Source organism: Streptomyces sp. NPDC001606 (genome assembly GCF_053596835.1).
Genome location: NZ_JBSFHC010000023.1, coordinates 122,363 through 139,321 on the forward strand (window position 1 = coordinate 122,363; position 16,959 = coordinate 139,321).

Consider the following 16,959-nt stretch of genomic DNA (forward strand, 5'->3'; position numbering starts at 1 on the left):
AGCGTATGCTCAGTGCATGGTTGAACATCGCATGATCGACGTGAACGGCATCCGGCTGCACATCGCGGAGGAGGGCGAGGGACCGCTCGTCGTGCTGCTGCACGGCTTCCCCGAGTCCTGGCACTCCTGGCGCCACCAGTTCGGCCCACTGGCCGCCGCCGGGTTCCGGGTGGTCGCCCCCGACCAGCGCGGATACGGGCGCAGCGACCACCCCGAGGACGTGGACGCGTACAGCATCCTGCACCTCGTCGGCGATGTGGTCGGGCTGGTGCACGCCCTGGGCGAGCAGCGGGCGTTCGTCGTCGGACACGACTGGGGGGCGCCGGTGGCCTGGCACACCGCGCTGCTGCGGCCCGACGTGGTGCGCGGGGTGGCGGGGCTGAGCGTGCCGCCGCCGTTCCGCGGGGAGCGGCCGCCGCTGAAGACCATGCAGGAGGCGTTCGGCGGGCGGTTCTACTGGAACTACTTCGCCCGACCCGGGGTCGCCGACGCCGAGTTCGGCAAGGACACCCGCACCGCCCTGCGCAAGATGTTCTACTCCGCCTCCGGCGACGCTCCGGACGCCGGCCGCCCCGACGCGGCCTTCGTCGGCGACCTGGAGCGGGGCTGGCTCGCGGACATGGCCGACCCGGAGGTGCTGCCGGACTGGCTCACCGAGGACGACCTGGACCAGCTCACCGAGAGCTACTCCCAGGGCTTCACCGGCGCCCTGAACTGGTACCGCAACCTGGACCGCAACTGGGAGCTGACCAGCCCCTGGCACGGCGCGGTCGTCAGCCCGCCCGCGCTGTACATGTACGGCGACCGCGACCTCGTCCCGGCGTTCCCCGGCACCCCCGAACTGATCGCCCAGCTGCCCCGGTTGATGCCGAACCTGGTCCGCGACCCGATCGTGCTCCCGGGCTGCGGCCACTGGACCCAGCAGGAGCGTCCCGCCGAGGTGAACGCCGCGCTGATCGAGTTCCTCACCGGCCTGCGGGACTGACCCGTACCGGTCCCCGGGTGCCCGCCGGAAGCGTCTGGCGGGTGGCCGGGGGCGGGGGTAGCGTCGGGGCTGGACGGCCGCCGTCCGGAGCCCCTTTCCGTGTACGCCGGTGCGACGGCCGTCACCCGCACCGGAGGCGTCTCACGCCGTACGCGCGGTGCGACGGCCGTCACCCGCACCGGACGCGTCTCACGCCGTACGCGCGGTGCCCGTGCCCTTCTCCGCGTCCAGCGCGTACACACAGCGGTCCTTGCTGCACGCGTACACCACACCGTCCCGGACCACCGGCGAGCCGGTGATCTCGCCGCCCGTGGCCAGCTTCCAGCGCAGCCGGCCGTCGTCGGCCTTGAGGGTGTAGAGCAGGTGGTCGGTGGAGCCGAAGTGGATCCGGCCCTCGGCCACCGCGGGCGCGCCCACGACGTCGCCGCCCGCCTGGAACCGCCACTTGGGGGTGCCGGTGACCGCGTCCAGGGTGTACAGGCCCTTGCCGCTGCCGACGTGCACATGGCCCGCCGCCACCAGCACCGGCTCGACGGAGGAGCGGGCCTCGGTCGCGATCCGCCAGCGGTCGCGGCCGTCGGTGGCGTCCAGGGCGTACACGGTGCCGAGGTAGTCGGCGAGGTAGACACCGCCGCCCGTCACCGAGGGGCCGGGGGCGAAGGCGGGCGGGCTGAGGAACACCGCGGGCGCCTCGAAGTGCCAGCGCACCATGCCGCTCACCGTCTCGATGGCGAGGACGCGGGTGCCGGCGCTGACGTAGACATAGCCGTCGGGGGCCGGGGTCAGGCGGACCGGGACGCCGCCGCAGGAGGCCGCGTCGCCGATCGGGTACGACCAGCGCTCCTCGCCGGTGCGGGCCTCCAGGGCGCGCAGCCGGGCGTCCTGCCAGACGTAGACGGTGCCGTCGTGGACGAGCGGGCCCGCCTCGGGGGACTCGAAGTCGGTCTGGCAGCCGGTGATCTCCCACAGCTTCTGCCCGCCCGACGCCTCCCAGGCCTGCACACCGCCGCCGCGGGTGCCGGTGACGACCGTGCCGTGGTCGGCCTTCAGGGAGTACACCCAGCCGTCCGTGGACAGCCGCCACAGGTCGCCGCCCTCGCGGGCGTCCAGGGCGAACAGGGTGGGGCCGTCGGAGGCGTGGATACGGCCGTCCGCCACCGCCATCGACCAGGCGACGTCCCGGGTCTTGAAGCGGCGGCGGCCGGTGCCCACGTCCAGGGCGTGCACCTCGAAGGAGGTGACATAGACCAGGTCGCCGTCCACGGCAGGGGTGCCCCACACATCGTTCGACATGCGGAAACGCCAGGGGCGCCAGCCGTTCGCCGGCTCCGGCTGCTGGGGCGGCGGGCTGGGTACGGCCGGGTCGGCGCCGGCCGGCCCGGGGCGCGGCCGGGACCAGCTGGCGACCAGTCCGGCCTCCGGCGGGGGCGCCTTCACGGCGGCGGCGCGGGCGTCGGCGACCCGGGGGCCGGGGCCGATCGGCACCTTGGCGCCGGCCAGCCGGACCGGGCCGGTGTCGGGGGCGCCGGCCGTGCCCCGCGCCTGGGAGGGGGCCTGCGGCGCGGGGTCGTACGGCGGCGGCGGGGGGACGGCCGCGCGGCTGCCGCTGCGCGGGCCGCCGGTCGAAACCTGGGCGGGCTGGGCGGTGTGGCGGCCGCCGTTGCGGCGGGACTCGATGAGGGCGACGGCCTTCTCCGGCAGCCAGGCGGAGGCGGTGCCGCTGTCGTCGGAACCGGCGGCGAAGAGATGCGGTGCCAGCTGGGCCTGGAGATCGGCCGGGCTGGGCCGTGCGGGGGCCTCCATCTGCATGCACGCCTCGATCAGCGAGCGCAGCTCGTCCGGGAGGCCGCTGAGGTCCGGGCCCTCGCGCAGCAGCATGAAGACGGTCTCGACCGGGTTGGCGCCGTGGAAGGGCGGATGGCCGGTGGCCGCGAAGACCAGGGTGGAGCCGAGCGAGAAGACATCGCTGGCGCCGGTGACGCTGCGGGAGTCCTTGGCCTGCTCCGGCGACATGTAGGCGGGGGTGCCGACGGCGACGTTCGTCATGGTCAGCCGGGTGTTGGAGACCCCGGAGGCGATACCGAAGTCGATCACCCGGGGGCCGTCCTCGACGACCAGGACGTTGGAGGGCTTCAGGTCGCGGTGGACCAGCCCGGCGCCGTGGATGGACTGCAGGGCCTCCGCGACACCGGCCGCCAGCCAGCGCACCGCCTGCGCGGGCAGCGGCCCGCACTCGTTCACTATCTCCTCGAGGGAGGGCGCGGGGACGTACGCCGTGGCCAGCCAGGGCACGGCGGCGCGCGGGTCGGCGTCGACCACGGCCGCGGTGTAGAAGCCGGAGACCGCGCGGGCCGCCTCCACCTCACGCGTGAAGCGGACCCGGAACAGCTGGTCCTCGGCCAGCTCGGTGCGCACCGTCTTGATCGCCACGCGCCGGCCGGACGCCGACCGCGCGAGATAGACCAGCCCCATGCCGCCGGCACCCAGCCGGCCCAGCACCTCGAACGGCCCGATCCGCCGCGGATCGTGCTGCGTCAGCTGATCCACCACTTGCCTGCCACCTCCCCGTACGAGCCGCGCCACCCACATATGTACGCGGCCGAAGTGCAGCGTCTCACCACCGCACCGCCATGGCGGCACGCACCCCGATTCTTCCTGGCCGGGCGGCTGGTTGCGAACCCGGTAACAATCAGGGTGTCTCCACCTTAATCGTGTCGATCAGCCCCGAACCGGACCGGTCAGCGGTGCAGCAGCGCGAACGACGCCCCCTGATTGTCGGTGACGACGGCCACCCGTCCGTACGACGTCTCGAAGGGTGGCGCCTGCACCCGCCCGTCCAGCCGCTGTACGGCCCCGAGGGCGTCCTCCAGGTCCGTGACCCGGAAGTGGGCGAGGAAGTGCGGGGGCATCTCGGCCGGGAACACCTCGGTGACGTCGGCCCGGCCGAAGTCCGGCTCGGCACCGCCGCCGAACAGGGCGTCGTGGAAGAGACCGCCGTAGAAGGCGTTCGCGGCGGCGGTGTCCCGGGTGTACAGCTCGGCCCAGACGAAGGTGCCGGGCTCGTGGCGGCGCCCGAAGCCCCGGTGGCTGCCCGGCTGCCACAGCCCGAACACCGCGCCGTCGGGGTCGGCGGCGAGGGCGGCCGTGCCGAGGCCGTCCACCGGGAAGGGGGCCATGACCAGCTGTCCGCCCGCCGCGGTGATCCGCCGGCCGAGCGCGACGGCGTCCGGGGTGGCGAAGGAGACCGTCCAGACGGTGGGCATCCGGCCGTCGGTCTTGGGGGCGAGCGCGGCCACCGGGTCGCCCCCCAGCCGGGCCCAGACGGAGGAGCCGTACCCCTCCCCGCGCCCCTCCCCGCGCCTCTCCCCGTGCTCCTCCCCCGGCTCGCCCCCCGGCTCGTCCCCCGGTTCGGCGAAGGTCCACCCGAAAAGCTCACCGTAGAACCGCTTGCCCGCCTCCACGTCGGGCAGCTGGGCGTCCACCCAGCACGGGACGCCCTCCCGGTAGACCTCTTCGTTCGCGGATGCCCTGTTTTCGGCCATGCCGTCAAAGTAACCGGGTCGCGCGCACCCCGCAGACCAGGCACACCACCCTCGGCACCCCCGCGCACCCCATTTGCAGTCGGCCGAATCGCGCTCCCATCACCCCTCGGTAAGCTGACGGCATGACAGGACAAGTGCGTACCGTCGACGGCCGGGTGGCCGGCCGGCGTGGGCAGGCGACCCGGCAGAAGCTGCTCGACTGCCTCAGCGAGATGCTCAGCTCCTCCCCGTACCGGGACGTCAAGGTCATCGATGTCGCCCGGAAGGCGGGCACTTCGCCCGCGACCTTCTATCAGTACTTCCCGGACGTCGAGGGCGCCGTCCTGGAGATCGCCGAGCAAATGGCCTCGGAGGGCGCGGGGTTGACCGAACTGCTCGAAGGGCGGTCCTGGGCCGGGAAGTCGGGGTGGCAGACCGCGCAGGAACTCGTGGACGGGTTCCTGGAGTTCTGGCGCAAGAACGACGCGATCCTGCGGGTGGTCGACCTGGGCGCGGCCGAGGGGGACAAACGGTTCTACAAGATCCGGATGAAGATCCTCAACTCGGTCAACAACTCCCTCGCGGACTCCATCGCGGAACTCCAGTCCAAGGGGCGGGTCGACAAGGACGTGAACCCGGCCGCGGTGGCCGGATCCCTGGTCGCGATGCTCGCGGCGGTGGCCTCGCACCAGAAGGGGTTCACGTCGTGGGGTGTGAAGCAGGCCGAACTCAAGCCGAATCTCGCCTTGTTGGTGCATCTGGGTGTGACCGGCAGAAAGCCGAGCAAGTAACGCCGTTTTCTGTCACGCCGTTTTCTGTCACGCCGTTTTCGTCCTGTCTGGCGGGCGGTGGTTCACTTCCGGTGAGCCGCCGCCCGCGCTGCTGTGCGGGTCGCTATGCGGGTCGCTGTGCGAGTCGCTATGCCGGCAGTGGACGGTCCCGGACCACGTGCTTCATCACCAGCGTCGAGGTGAGCCGCTGCACGCCCGGCAGGGCCGCGAGCCGGTCGTCGTAGAGCCGCTGGAAGGCCGCCAGGTCGGCGGTGGCGACGCGCAGCAGATAGTCCGGCTCGCCGAAGAGCCGCTGGGCGTCCAGTACGTGATCCAGCTCGCTGACCGCCCGCTCGAACTCGGCGACCGTGTCCCGGTCCTCCTGCCGCATGGAGACGAAGACCAGCGCCTCGAAGTTCAGCCCCAGCGACGCCGGGTCCACCACCGCGCGATAGCCCTGGATGGCGCCGGAGCGCTCCAGCTCGCGCAGCCGGCGGTGGCAGGGCGAGACGCTGAGCCGCACCCGGGCGGCCAGCTCGGTCACGGTCAGCCGCCCGTCCTGTTGAAGCTCTGCAAGGATTTTCCGGTCCACGTCGTCCATGGAGAAGATTCTTGCCCATCCTCTCGCACTCGCGGGTAATTTCAGGAACACCTTTGGGCTGATCGCGCCTAATGTCCCTTCCATGGACGCGGGACTCCTCCTTTCCTTTCTCTTTCTCGACCTGCTGCTGGTGTGTGTGCCGGGCGCCGACTGGGCCTATGTGATCGCCACCGCCCTGCGCGGCCGCTCGGTGCCGCGCGCGGTCGCCGGTCTGGTCTCCGGGTACGCCCTGCACACGGCCCTGGCGACGGCGGGCCTGGCGGTCCTCGTCGCGAGCTCCCCGGGGCTGCTGACCGGCCTGACCGTGGCGGGCGCGGGCTATCTGCTCTGGCTGGGCTGGAGCGTGCTGCGGCGGCCGGCGGTGCCGGGGGCGGGTGGCACCGGGGCGACGGAGGAGGGGCGGCTCTTTCTGCGCGGGGCGACGATCAGCGGTCTGAACCCCAAGGGGCTGCTGCTCTACCTCTCCCTCCTCCCCCAGTTCCTCACCCTGCGCGGCGCCCACCTGCCCGTGCCGGTGCAGACGGCGACCCTCGGCCTGCTCCACATGGCCTGCTGCGCGGCGGTGTACCTCGCGGTCGGCACCCTCGCCCGCGTCCTGCTCGCCGCACGGCCCGCGGCGGCCCGGGCGGTGACCCGGACATCGGGCGCGGCGATGCTGGGGATCGGGGCGTTCCTGCTGGTGGAGAGGCTGGCGACGCTCTAGCTCGCAGCTACGGCGCCGCGCCGGTCCCCCGGCGCATCCCTTGTCCGCCCCGCCGGGCCCTTTGTAGCCTCGCCCGATGACGCACACCGGCCTGCCCACCCTCGAACTCGCCCTGCCCGGCCCGCTCCGCGACAGCGGCGTCGCGGCGATCCTCAGCGGGCAGAAGACCGCGCTCACCGGGCTCCCGGCGCTGTACGAGCACGCCGGAGAACCACTGCCGCGGGTCGGACAGCGGTTCTGCGTGGTCGACTCGGCGAACCGGCCGGCGGTCGTCGTCGAACTGGTCGAGGTGCGCGTCGTACCGATGCGGGAGATCGACGACGACTTCGCCCGCGCCGAGGGGCGCGGCTATGCCGACGCGGCCGCATGGCGGGCCGCCCATGAGGAGTTCTTCCGCAGCGAGGGCGTGCGCGCGTTCCTCGGCCGCACCCCGGAGATCGACGGGAACACGCCGGTGGTCGCCCAGCGGTTCCGCGTGGTCGAGGAGCCGGCCGCCGGCTAGCGGGGAGCCGCCCGACGGCTAGGGTTCGCGCCGGGTCAGCCGGAAGACGCGGATCTCGCGCCGGACCCTGGCCTGGTAGGTGGCGTACGGCGGCCAGAAGGACAGCAGGGCCTTCCAGGCGGCGGCCCGTTCCTCCCCGGTGAGCAGAGTGGCGGTGACCGGGATGTCGCGGCCCCGCCAGTTGACGACCGCGTCGGGGTGGGCGAGCAGGTTGTGGGTCCAGGCGGGGTGGTCGGTACGGCCGAAGTTGGAGCCGACGAGCAGCCAGCCCCGCCCCTCGGGCATACAGGCCAGCGGCGTCCTGCGGGGCTGTCCGCTGCGGGCGCCGGTGGAGGTGAGGATCACCCCGGGCAACAGCTGGGCGCTGAGCAGCACCCGACCCCGGGTCAGCCGGTGCACGGCCCGGTCCAGGGCCGGGATGACATGCGGGGCGACCTTGGCGAAGCCGCGCGTGGCCGACACCCGCTGCACGACACGCACCCCGAACCCGCCGCTCACACCGCCACCTCCGCATCCTCGAAGAGCCCCGCCGCCCCGGCGGCCCGGTCCCGCAGCGGGTGCATGCCCCCGGCACGCGTGCCCGACACCCACTGCACGACACGCACCCCGAACCCGCCGCTCATACCGCCACCTCCACACCCTCGAAGAGCCCCGCCGCCTCGGCGGCCCGCTCGAATCAAGAGGGGCACCCCGGGCAGCACCCGGCCCCCGGTGAGCCGGTGAACGGCTCGGGCCAGGGCCGGAAGCACGTGCGGGGCGACCTTGGCGAAGCCGCGCGTGGCGGACACCCGCTGCACGACACGCACACCGAACCCGCCGCTCACACCGCCACCCCCGCACCCTCGAAGAGCCCCGCCGTCTCGGCGGCCCGGTCCCGTAGGCGGTGGGCCGGGCCGAACAGCAGCTCGTCGCCGGCGGCTCGCTTGAAGTACAGGTGGGCGTCGTGCTCCCAGGTGAAGCCGATGCCGCCGTGTGCCTGGACGGCCTCGGCGGCGGCGCCGCGCAGCGCCTCCAGGGCCTGGGCGAGCGCCAGCCCGCCGACGCCCTCCCCGCGCCCGGCCGCCCACGCGGCGTAGTAGGCGGCCGAGCGCGCCGCCTGCACCGCCACGTACACATCGGCCAGCCGGTGCTTCACCGCCTGGAAGGAGCCGACGGGCCGGCCGAACTGCTCGCGCTGTCCGACGTACTCGACCGTCCGCTCCAGCACCCGGTCCGCCGCCCCCACCGCCTCCGCCGCCAGCACGGTCGCGGCGGTGTCACCGAGGGCGGCCAGCGCGGGCAGGACGTCCGCGTCCGGCTCACCGAGCAACTTCGCCGGTACGTCGCGTAGTTGTACGCGGCCCTGCGGGCGGGTCGCGTCCAGCGCCGTGTGCCGGGCGCGGACCAGCCCCGGCGCGTCCCCCGGCACCAGGAACAGCCGGGTGCGGGAGCGGGCGAAGCCGCCGGTGTGCGCGGCGACCAGCAGCAGCCCGGCGGTGTGCCCGTCCAGCACCTGGTCGGCCTGGCCGTACAGGGTCCAGCCGGAGTCGGTGCGCCGGGCCTGCACCCCGCCCGCCCGGCCCCCGCCGGCCGCGTACCCCGCGTGGGAGCCGGTCAGGGCGAGGGCCGTGGTGAGGGCGGGCCCGGGGACGGCGAGGGTGGCGGTGAGGGTGCCGGCCGCCAGCCGGGGCAGCAGCTCGGCGCGCTGGGCGTCGGTACCGAGGGCGAGCAGCAGTGGGGCGGCGAGGACGGAGGTGGCGAGCAGCGGGGAGGGGGCGAGGGCCCGCCCGGTCTCCTCGCAGGCGAGGGCGAGTTCGGTGACCGAGCAGCCGACACCGCCGTACCGTTCGGGCAGGGCGATTCCGGGCAGCCCGAGCCGGCCGGCGAGCGCGGACCACAGCGCGGGGTCGTACCCGGCCGGGCTGTCGACGGCGGCCCGCAGCTCGGCCGAGCCGCAGCGGGCGCGCAGCAGCTCGCGCAGGGTGCGGCGGATCTCGTCCTGCTCGGCGGTGAGACGCGTGTCCATGGCTTCTTCCCTCACCCTTCCCCCGTATCTGACGGGCCGTCATATTAGGGGGACCGGAGCGAGATGCCCAGGGGGAGGAGCCCTCATGACGCGCGGGAAGCGGAAGGTCGCCGTGGTCGGCGTCGCCCTGTCCGACTGCGGCCGGGTGGACGACGCGACGCCGTACCGCCTGCACGCCCAGGCCGCCCGCCGGGCCCTCGCGGACGCCGGTCTCGACCGCTCGGTGGTCGACGGCTTCGGCTCCGCCGGGCTCGGCACCCTCGCCCCGGTGGAGGTCGCCGAATACCTGGGGCTGCGCCCCACCTGGGTGGACTCCACCTCGGTCGGCGGCTCGACCTGGGAGGTGATGGCGGCGCACGCGGCGGACGCGATCGCGGCGGGCCACGCGAACGCGGTCCTGCTGGCCTACGGCTCCACGGCCCGCGCGGACATCAGGGCGGGCCGGCGGACGGGCAACCTGTCCTTCGGCGCCCGGGGTCCGCTCCAGTTCGAGGTGCCGTACGGCCACACGCTGATCGCCAAGTACGCGATGGCGGCCCGGCGGCACATGACCGAGTACGGCACGACGGTCGAGCAGCTCGCCGAAGTGGCGGTGCAGGCGCGGGCCAACGCGGCGCTGAACCCGGAGGCGATGTTCCGCACCCCCCTCACCGTCTCCGACGTCCTCTCCGGCCCGATGATCGCCGACCCCTTCACCAAGCTGCACTGCTGTCTGCGTTCGGACGGCGGTGCGGCGGTGCTGCTGGCGGCCGAGGAGTACGTACGGGACTGCCGTACCGCCCCCGTCTGGATCCTCGGCACCGGTGAGCACGTCTCGCACGCGGCGATGTCCGAGTGGCCCGACTTCACGGTGTCCCCGGCGGCGGTGAGCGGCCGCCTCGCCTTCGACCGGGCCGGGGTCGGACCCGCCGAGATGGACTTCGCCCAGATCTACGACGCCTTCACCTACATGACCCTGGTGACCCTGGAGGACCTGGGCTTCTGCGCCAAGGGCGAGGGCGGGGCGTTCGTGGAGAAGGGGCGGCTGCTGGTGCGCGGCGGAGAGCTGCCGGTGAACACGGACGGCGGCGGCCTGTCGGCCCAGCACCCGGGGATGAGAGGCCTGTTCCTGCTGGTCGAGGCGGTACGGCAGCTGCGCGGGGAGGCGGGCGAACGCCAGGTGCGCGGGGCCGGCGGCGGCGTGCCCCGGCTGGGGGTCGCGTCGGGCACCGGGGGGTGGTTCTGCTCGTCGGGGACGGTGGTGCTGGGGCGGGAGTGACGGGAATCGCCCGGCGCGGTGGGCGAGGGGAGACGGCGCCGGGGCGATACTCGGCGCATGGCACACGAGGATCTCCACGCACTGCTCCGGTCCCTGCGGGTCTGGGACACCAAGGTGACGGAGCTGCGGCCCTTCGACCCGGACACCGCCCCGCCCACCCCGCTGGCGCTGTTCACGAGCTGGTTCGCGGAGGCGGTGGCGGCCGGGCAGCCGGAGCCGCACACGATGTCGCTGGCGACGGTGGACGCGGAGGGCCGGCCGGACGCGCGGATCGTGATGCTGCACGGCGCGGACGCGGCCGGCTGGTCCTTCGCCAGCCATGCCACGAGCCGCAAGGGCCAGGCCCTGGCCGCCCGCCCGTACGCGGCCCTCGTCTTCTACTGGCCGGTGCTGGGCCGCCAGGTCCGGCTGCGGGGCCCGGTGACGGCGGCCCCCGCCGAGGACAGCCAGGCCGATCTGCACGCCCGCTCCACCGGCGCGCTGGCGGCGGCCCTCACCGGCCGGCAGAGCGCGGAGCTGTCCTCCCTGGAGGAACTCCACGACGCCTCCGAGGCGGCCTGGCGGCAGGCCCGCGCCAACCCCTCCGAACCCTCCCCCACCTGGACCCTCTACCACCTGTCCCCGGACACGGTGGAGTTCTTCCAGGGCGACCCCGAGCGGCGCCATGTCCGGCTGGAGTACCGGAGCACGGAGTTCGGCTGGAGCAGGGGGCTGCTGTGGCCGTGAGGGGGATCAGGGGTCAGGAGGCGACGTCCGCGCAGAGGACGAAGAAGTGGCCCTGGACCGCGGTGGCTCCCTCGTTGGTCACCCCGACCAGCCATTCCCTCGGGTCGGGGCCCGGGGCGGAGTAGTTCAGGCGGAGGCTCTGGATCGCTCCGCCGTCGATCACCACGCCCCCGCTCAGGGGGCGCTTCCCGAAGGGGCAGAAGCCGACACCGACCGCCTGCTGGCCCGCGGCGAGGTTGAACGAGCCGGCGTTGACCACCTCGTAGCCGGTGATGCCTCCGCCGTTGTTGCCACCGCTGTTCGACTGCGTGGCGCTCTGGGTGCAGTTGATGTTCTGTGTGCCGCTGAAGTGGTTCTTCACTCCCGTCTGGCCACTGGGGAAGCAACCCAGCACGACCGACGGGTTGTTGAGGAGCGGCACCGAGGACTGGCCCAGCAGACTGGTCGAAGCGCCGTTGAGAAGAGAGAGTAGACCGCCGTCCTGGGCCTGGGCGCTCCCGGCCCCCAGGACTCCGAGGGCAACTGCCGCTGCCATGACGACCGCCATACGCATCGGGCTCCGCATGTACATCCCCTCACGTGGTTATTTCACCCGTAATCGCGACGAATGTACGGGTATGCGGTCGACGGGTGAGGGAAGACACCTCGGACTCATCCGTTCAGCCCTCGAAGTCCCACACCGCGAAGTCCCCGACCGGGCGGTAGCCGATGCGCTGGTAGAGGCCGTTACTGGTGGGGTTGGCGAGGTCGGTGAAGAGGATGATCTCGGGCGTGCCGGCGTCGCGGGCGACGCGGCTCACCTCGGCCGTGACGGCGCCCGCATAGCCGCGTCCGCGCAGCTGGGGCGGGGTGTAGACGGGGGCGACCCGGACTTGGCCGGCGATCTCGGGGGTGACCCCGGCCAGCGAGAGGGGGGTGCCGTCGGGGGCTTCCCAGAGGGTGATGCCGCCATGGGCGATGCGCGCGTCGGACCACTCGGCCGGGTCGGCGCCGGTGTGCGAGCCGGTCTCCTCGGCGAACTCCTCGTACCAGCGGGCGACGAGGTCCCGGTCGGCCGGTACGGCCACGCGCGGCCGTCCCTCGGGCGCGGGCTCGGGGACGGTCAGCTCGGTGAGCCGGTACAGCCGCTGACGGGTCCGGATCACGGCCATGGCCCCGGTCCACCGCTGCCAGGCCTCGCTGAAGGCCGCCGCCGTGTCCCGCTCGGCGGAAACCCCGAAGACCGGGTGCCCCAGCTCCACCAGCCGGGCGGCCAGCGCGTCGGCCTCCGCGGGGCCGAGCGGGGTCAGGCTCGGCGGGTAGGGCGGGGTGTGCACCAGCACCGCCCGCACGGTCCCGTCCTCCCCCGCGAGCACCCCGAACCGGGGCGGCTCACCCCCGAAGTGCCCCAACCCCCGCCGCCGCAACGCGTCCACCACGGTCAACGGCACCGTGTGCAGGGCGGGCCGGGATCGGAGGAAATCGCCCGCGCGGGAGAGGAAGTCGTCGAGGCCGTCGGTGAGGTGCCAGTCGTCAGGGCGCATACGGTCATGATCTGGGCGGTGGGTGGTTACGGGCCACCGATTTACCGGGTGCCGAGACCACTCTTGAGTGAGCGCTAATGCGCCAATTGTGCTGTTCGACCTTGACCGTTTCCTCGGCAGGCGGAAGTGTGCGCAAGGGTGTGCAACTGGCTTGCTTCGGGAGGGAATCGTGGCTCTGAAGTTCGTCGGGAAGGATCCGAACTCACCCAACGGAGGCTCTCCGACGGTGTGGTTCGAGGACGAGAAGGACGAGATCGTCATCCAGGGCTGGTTGCCGGACTCCGAGATGAAGGTAGAGATCAACGAAACGGAATGGGTGCCCGGTGATCCTGCCGGTGTACCTGATCACGAGGGCGTGGTACGCATCCCGTCCCGGATGATCCCGTTCCTGAGGGAGGCGTGCGATGCCGCAGAACGACGTGCCGGACTTCACGGCGCTGCTGAGGAGCGCTGAGCGCTCGGCGGTCCACCTGGAGATGCGCGACTCCTACATGGAGGACGAGGTCTTCGCGGCTTGGCGGGAAGGCCGTGAGATCCAGCTGCCTGCCGCCTACGGGGAGTGGCGCTCCCTCGTGGCGGAGACCGTCGCTCGCGGGGTGGTGGTGCGCCGGGCGCGGGTGGTCTCGGAGCCCGCGACCGACTACATCCGGTGGGAGCACTCACTGACCGGCCCGCACAATATCGCTGCCGGCGAGTCCGTTCGCTGGCTGCCGCGCCGGCTCGCGTCCGATCTGGCTCTGCCGGGCAACGACCTGTGGCTGATCGACGGCGAGCGCGTCCTCTTCCACTGGTTCACGGGCGCCGGGGAGTGGGCGGGCCACGAGTTCACGGAGGATCCCGACACCGTGAAGATGGTCGTCACGGCCTTCGAGGCGGTCTGGGACCGGGCCATCCCGCACGAGGAGTACGCGATCTAGCGCTCAGCCCCACCTCACCGGACAGCAGCATGTCGTCTCCGTCGTCGAGCGTCGCCGAGGCGCGGAAGGCTCTGGCCCACCGTCTGACCAACATCCGTAAGGATGCCGGACTTTCCGGGGAGGAGCTGTCCGTCCGGTGCGGATGGGGGCCCTCCAAGACCAGCCGCATCCAGAGTGCGGCCCGGGCGGCATCCGAGGCCGACATCAGGAGCTGGTGCGTCGCGTGCGGGGCCGAGGACCAGATCCCCGACCTGATCGCGGCCGCCCGGGCCGTCGAGTCGATGTACACCGAGTGGCGGCAGATGGAGCGCGCCGGGCTCCGGGCCGCGCAGGACTCCGTGGCCGCGCTCTACGAGCGAACGCGCCTGTTCCGGGTCTACGCGAGCAGGGTGCTGCCCGGCATGGTGCAGACCCGCGAGTACACCACCGCCGTCCTGCGCTCGATCCAACGCGACCGAGGCATCGTCGTGAACGACGTGGAACAGGCAGTACGGGCCCGGATGGAACGGCAGGAGGCCCTGTTCTCCGGGCGCCACGAGTTCGGGCTGCTGATCGAGGAGTACGTCCTGCGTGCCGCGGTGTGTGACGCGGAAGCGATGGCCGCTCAGCTCGACCGCTTGATGTCTGTCAGCGCCAGACCGTACGTCAGCCTGGGCATCATCCCTATGAGCGTCGGCCGCCCCTCGTTGCCCGCGGAGGACTTCTACATGTTCGACGAGGCCGAAGTGGCCGTCGAGCTGACCTCCGGATATCTGCGGATCACCCAGCCGAGCGAGGTCGCCGACTACCACCGGGCCTTCGCCCAGCTGGCGTCCATGGCGGTCCGCGGCGTCGCGGCCCCCACCCTGGTACTGCGTGCGATCGACTCGCTCGGGTGAATGTGGGCAAGTAATGGCAACTTCGTTGAGCCCGCCCACGGGACGTTCCTAGCGTGAAAGCCCCCTGTCGAGAGGAGCACCACCGTGAGCACGACCACCGCGGAACGCCGGGAACTCGGCCGCTTCCTGGCCCTCGCCAAGCAGCGGTTCGACCGAGGAGGAGCGCCCGCCGAGATGTTCAGCCCGGCCGTGGACGCCGAGTGGCACAGGATGCTCGACACCCCCGACTACGCGGCGTTCAGCGCCGAGCGCGCCGGGACCGTCCTGGGTCACCGCGAGGCGCAGGGCTACGGCCCGATCGGGTGGGTGGCCGCGTACGAGGAGGCGTACGGACCGCTGCACGAGATCTGGTTCACCGACGCCGAGGGCGTCCTCGACGAGTCCGCCCTCGCCCGCTACCGCGAGACGGGCACCGTCGTCGCCGAGTGGGACTGCTCCCCGACCAGCGGGGACGGTGACGACGAGGCCGCGCCGTCCACACGATGATCCTCACTTGTACCGGCGAAGCGCTCCGGCCCACCGCCGGGGCGCTCCGCCTCGTCGAGGCCAGCACCACCAGGCCGAGCAGCGTGGACATCACTGGATACGCCCAGCTGATGACCGCCCACTGCCCTTACCTTGCCCCCTCGCTCCGGCACGGCCTCACGACGTGGACCGTCTACCGCGCAGACGGAGGCGCCGAGGCCGTCGAGGCTGAGATCTTCCACGCGGGCGCGCAGGCCGCAGAGTGGCTTCGGCCTCTGCTACGCCGTCCCCACGGCACCCTGCGCTGCGAGAACATCGTCGTCTTGGGGGAGGTCGCGGGTGTACGGCATCGTGACCTGATGTCCTGGCCGCACTGGGCCCTCAAGCACCTGTACGGGCCCGTCGGGATCATGTTCGGCAAGTTCCACGCGGGGGAGAACGAGGCCACACGATCCGGTGTGCGCACCCCCGTCTCTCCAGTCTCGTTCCTCCCGGTGCGGGCCGCGGTGCGTCGACGCGACCCGCAGTTCCTCCATGCGACTCCGAATCTGGCCGCCGTGCTCGCCGTGGCCGACGACGACGGCCACGACGTCTTCCAGCAACTCCCCCACGAATGGACGGAGATCCGCACATGGTCGGAGCGCCACCTCCCCCTGAAGAAGCCCTCACCCTCCTCCGGGTCCACGTCGGTCGGCCGTACACGACCCGCCTCGTGAGCGACCGCCGAGGCTCGCGCGCCTGGAAGGTCAACGGCCCGCACGGCGCCGTAGCCCTCAAGGCGAACAACCCCGACGACGAGTCCGACCGCGACAAAGCCGCCGAGATCGCCCAGGAGGACGACCACATCACCCGTCTCATCGCTGCCGGTGCCCTCGGCCCCGGCTACAGGATCGACTCCGGCACATGGACCGGCGGCCGGTGGCTCGCCGTCCGCTGGATCGACGGCACCCCACTCTGGCGCGCCCTCGCCCCCGTCCGCGGCCCCGAGGGCGACCAGTCCACCGTCCACCCCTGGCTTCTCCGGATCGCCCGCACCTGGGCCGACAGCCTCGCCCGGATGCACGCCGTCGGCTGGGCCCACGCCGACGTCCAGCCCACCAACACCCTCGTAGCGGACGGCCGCGCCGAACTCGTCGACTACGCCCTCGCCTGCGGCCCCGGCGACACCCCCCGACTCCCGTATCGGGGGGCTCTCACGCACACCACCGCCCCCGAGATCGCCACCGCCGTCCTCGCGACCCCCGCCGACACCCACATCCCGGCCGAGCCGCCTGCGGATGTCTGGGGCCTGGGCGCCTCCCTGTTCTGGTGCTGGAGCGGACACCGCCCCGTCGCCTACGAGGACGACGTGGACCGGGCGGAGAAGCTACGGGCCATCGCCAAGGGCACGACCCTTCCTCTCTCCGAGGTCCGGCCGTGGCCGTTCCCGGAGTTCGAGGAGGCAGTCACCGCCTGCCTGGCACCCGCCCCGGAAGACCGGCCGACGGCAGCTGCCGTCGCCGACATGCTCAGCAAGAGGTGATCGCACTCCGGTGGCTGACCTCAGCCGACGTGCCGGCCGTCCGGCGCATCTACAGCGGGGCGTCCGTCCGCTTCACGCACACCCGCCCGTTCACCGGGGAACGGGCTCGCGACCGTGTCGACCGAGCCCTCGTAGCGGCTGTCGAGACACCCCGCGCCCGGTGGGACTTCGGCGTCGTCCGCGATCAGGACCTCGTCGGCCTGATCTCCCTCCGCCTCCGCGAACCGGGCCTCGGCACCGTGAGCTACATCCTCCGCGAGGACACCTGGGGACATGGCTACGCCACCGAGGCCACACATCTGGTCATCGCCTACGCCTTCACCGTCGTCGGCCTGAACCGTCTGGAGGCCAGACACCACCCCGAGAACCCGGCCTCGGGCCGGGTCCTCGCAAAGTCCGGCTTCACACCCGTCGGCACCGTCGACCTACCTGGCAAGGATGGCGCTGCCGTCTCGTACCCGGTCTACGAGCTTCACCGCTGAGCGGGTCTAGGTGTGCTGTTCGGACAGGTTGGTGACGCGGCTGGCTGGTGTTTGGCCGCTGATTCCGGTGTGGGGTCGGTGGTAGTTGTACCAGTCCAGCC

Annotated in this window: 21 protein-coding genes and 1 pseudogene; 13 read left to right on the top strand and 9 right to left on the bottom strand. The window is 72.6% G+C overall.

What is annotated here, in order from left to right; genetic code table 11:
• Positions 1 to 16 precede the first annotated feature (16 nt).
• Entirely contained in the window at positions 17 to 985 is a 969-nt protein-coding gene (locus ACWCV9_RS32515; protein WP_450791972.1) for an alpha/beta fold hydrolase, read from the top strand.
• Positions 986 to 1,174: 189 nt separating this feature from the next.
• On the opposite strand, the gene ACWCV9_RS32520 is transcribed toward ACWCV9_RS32515, so the two are convergent.
• Positions 1,175 to 3,535 (bottom strand): serine/threonine-protein kinase, encoded by a 2,361-nt coding sequence (locus tag ACWCV9_RS32520; RefSeq protein WP_450791974.1) that lies wholly within the window; start codon positions 3,533 to 3,535, stop codon positions 1,175 to 1,177.
• 188 nt (positions 3,536 to 3,723) lie between these two features.
• A complete protein-coding gene (locus ACWCV9_RS32525) occupies positions 3,724 to 4,527 on the bottom strand; it encodes a VOC family protein (protein WP_450791976.1) in 804 nt (267 codons plus the stop codon).
• Positions 4,528 to 4,661: 134 nt separating this feature from the next.
• Here ACWCV9_RS32525 and ACWCV9_RS32530 point away from each other — a divergent pair, with 134 nt between their 5' ends.
• A complete protein-coding gene (locus ACWCV9_RS32530; RefSeq protein ID WP_450792010.1) occupies positions 4,662 to 5,297 on the top strand; it encodes a TetR family transcriptional regulator in 636 nt (211 codons plus the stop codon).
• Positions 5,298 to 5,424: 127 nt separating this feature from the next.
• Here the strand turns inward: ACWCV9_RS32530 and ACWCV9_RS32535 are convergent, their stop codons facing one another.
• Positions 5,425 to 5,877: an Lrp/AsnC family transcriptional regulator gene (locus ACWCV9_RS32535; protein WP_385841943.1), complete on the bottom strand. Its 453-nt coding sequence runs from the start codon at positions 5,875 to 5,877 to the stop codon at positions 5,425 to 5,427.
• A gap of 82 nt (positions 5,878 to 5,959) precedes the next feature.
• Here ACWCV9_RS32535 and ACWCV9_RS32540 point away from each other — a divergent pair, with 82 nt between their 5' ends.
• Both ACWCV9_RS32540 and ACWCV9_RS32545 read left to right on the top strand, forming a co-directional pair.
• Positions 5,960 to 6,580, top strand: coding sequence for a LysE family translocator (locus ACWCV9_RS32540; RefSeq protein WP_450791978.1), 621 nt, complete (start codon positions 5,960 to 5,962; stop codon positions 6,578 to 6,580).
• Positions 6,581 to 6,656: 76 nt separating this feature from the next.
• Positions 6,657 to 7,082 carry an ASCH domain-containing protein gene (locus ACWCV9_RS32545; protein ID WP_450791980.1) on the top strand — a complete coding sequence of 142 codons (426 nt, stop codon included), beginning with the start codon at positions 6,657 to 6,659 and terminating at the stop codon, positions 7,080 to 7,082.
• 18 nt (positions 7,083 to 7,100) lie between these two features.
• On the opposite strand, the gene ACWCV9_RS32550 is transcribed toward ACWCV9_RS32545, so the two are convergent.
• The 4 genes and pseudogenes from ACWCV9_RS32550 to ACWCV9_RS32565 all read right to left on the bottom strand — a co-directional run bounded on the left by ACWCV9_RS32550 (position 7,101) and on the right by ACWCV9_RS32565 (position 9,087).
• Complete coding sequence (locus tag ACWCV9_RS32550; RefSeq protein ID WP_450791982.1) at positions 7,101 to 7,580, bottom strand: nitroreductase family deazaflavin-dependent oxidoreductase; 480 nt, start codon at positions 7,578 to 7,580, stop codon at positions 7,101 to 7,103.
• On the bottom strand, positions 7,577 to 7,705 hold the full coding sequence (locus ACWCV9_RS32555) for a hypothetical protein (RefSeq protein WP_450792012.1): 129 nt from the start codon (positions 7,703 to 7,705) through the stop codon (positions 7,577 to 7,579). The genes ACWCV9_RS32550 and ACWCV9_RS32555 overlap by 4 nt, the downstream gene beginning before the upstream one ends.
• 30 nt (positions 7,706 to 7,735) lie before the next feature.
• Positions 7,736 to 7,906 (bottom strand): annotated as a pseudogene (locus ACWCV9_RS32560) (nitroreductase family deazaflavin-dependent oxidoreductase); the annotation flags it as partial.
• Complete coding sequence (locus ACWCV9_RS32565) at positions 7,903 to 9,087, bottom strand: acyl-CoA dehydrogenase family protein (protein WP_450791983.1); 1,185 nt, start codon at positions 9,085 to 9,087, stop codon at positions 7,903 to 7,905. The gene ACWCV9_RS32565 and the pseudogene ACWCV9_RS32560, both read right to left, overlap by 4 nt.
• A gap of 85 nt (positions 9,088 to 9,172) precedes the next feature.
• On the opposite strand from ACWCV9_RS32565, the gene ACWCV9_RS32570 reads away from it, so the two are divergent.
• Both ACWCV9_RS32570 and ACWCV9_RS32575 read left to right on the top strand, forming a co-directional pair.
• The gene (locus ACWCV9_RS32570) at positions 9,173 to 10,345 is read left to right on the top strand and encodes a thiolase C-terminal domain-containing protein (RefSeq protein ID WP_450791985.1); all 1,173 of its coding nucleotides are present in this window, start codon (positions 9,173 to 9,175) and stop codon (positions 10,343 to 10,345) included.
• 57 nt (positions 10,346 to 10,402) lie between these two features.
• Positions 10,403 to 11,071, top strand: a complete 669-nt coding sequence (locus ACWCV9_RS32575) for a pyridoxine/pyridoxamine 5'-phosphate oxidase (protein WP_450791987.1) — start codon at positions 10,403 to 10,405, stop codon at positions 11,069 to 11,071.
• Between the two features lie 13 nt (positions 11,072 to 11,084).
• Here the strand turns inward: ACWCV9_RS32575 and ACWCV9_RS32580 are convergent, their stop codons facing one another.
• The gene (locus ACWCV9_RS32580; RefSeq protein WP_450791989.1) at positions 11,085 to 11,606 is read right to left on the bottom strand and encodes a hypothetical protein; all 522 of its coding nucleotides are present in this window, start codon (positions 11,604 to 11,606) and stop codon (positions 11,085 to 11,087) included.
• A 124-nt stretch (positions 11,607 to 11,730) separates the two neighbouring features.
• Positions 11,731 to 12,594 carry a GNAT family N-acetyltransferase gene (locus ACWCV9_RS32585; RefSeq protein WP_450791990.1) on the bottom strand — a complete coding sequence of 288 codons (864 nt, stop codon included), beginning with the start codon at positions 12,592 to 12,594 and terminating at the stop codon, positions 11,731 to 11,733.
• A gap of 169 nt (positions 12,595 to 12,763) precedes the next feature.
• Between ACWCV9_RS32585 and ACWCV9_RS32590 the strand changes: the two genes are divergently transcribed.
• From ACWCV9_RS32590 to ACWCV9_RS32620, 7 genes are all read left to right on the top strand, one after another.
• A complete protein-coding gene (locus tag ACWCV9_RS32590; protein ID WP_450791992.1) occupies positions 12,764 to 13,048 on the top strand; it encodes a hypothetical protein in 285 nt (94 codons plus the stop codon).
• Complete coding sequence (locus ACWCV9_RS32595) at positions 12,999 to 13,511, top strand: DUF6879 family protein (protein WP_450791993.1); 513 nt, start codon at positions 12,999 to 13,001, stop codon at positions 13,509 to 13,511. Before ACWCV9_RS32590 ends, ACWCV9_RS32595 begins: the two co-directional genes overlap by 50 nt.
• Before the next feature lie 29 nt (positions 13,512 to 13,540).
• Positions 13,541 to 14,389 carry a helix-turn-helix domain-containing protein gene (locus tag ACWCV9_RS32600; RefSeq protein WP_450791995.1) on the top strand — a complete coding sequence of 283 codons (849 nt, stop codon included), beginning with the start codon at positions 13,541 to 13,543 and terminating at the stop codon, positions 14,387 to 14,389.
• A gap of 84 nt (positions 14,390 to 14,473) precedes the next feature.
• The gene (locus ACWCV9_RS32605; RefSeq protein ID WP_450791997.1) at positions 14,474 to 14,875 is read left to right on the top strand and encodes a hypothetical protein; all 402 of its coding nucleotides are present in this window, start codon (positions 14,474 to 14,476) and stop codon (positions 14,873 to 14,875) included.
• A complete protein-coding gene (locus tag ACWCV9_RS32610) occupies positions 14,872 to 15,570 on the top strand; it encodes a DUF6875 domain-containing protein (RefSeq protein ID WP_450791998.1) in 699 nt (232 codons plus the stop codon). The genes ACWCV9_RS32605 and ACWCV9_RS32610 overlap by 4 nt, the downstream gene beginning before the upstream one ends.
• Positions 15,486 to 16,376, top strand: coding sequence for a protein kinase domain-containing protein (locus tag ACWCV9_RS32615; RefSeq protein WP_450791999.1), 891 nt, complete (start codon positions 15,486 to 15,488; stop codon positions 16,374 to 16,376). Before ACWCV9_RS32610 ends, ACWCV9_RS32615 begins: the two co-directional genes overlap by 85 nt.
• Positions 16,373 to 16,858: a GNAT family N-acetyltransferase gene (locus ACWCV9_RS32620; protein WP_450792001.1), complete on the top strand. Its 486-nt coding sequence runs from the start codon at positions 16,373 to 16,375 to the stop codon at positions 16,856 to 16,858. Before ACWCV9_RS32615 ends, ACWCV9_RS32620 begins: the two co-directional genes overlap by 4 nt.
• Positions 16,859 to 16,959 lie beyond the last annotated feature (101 nt).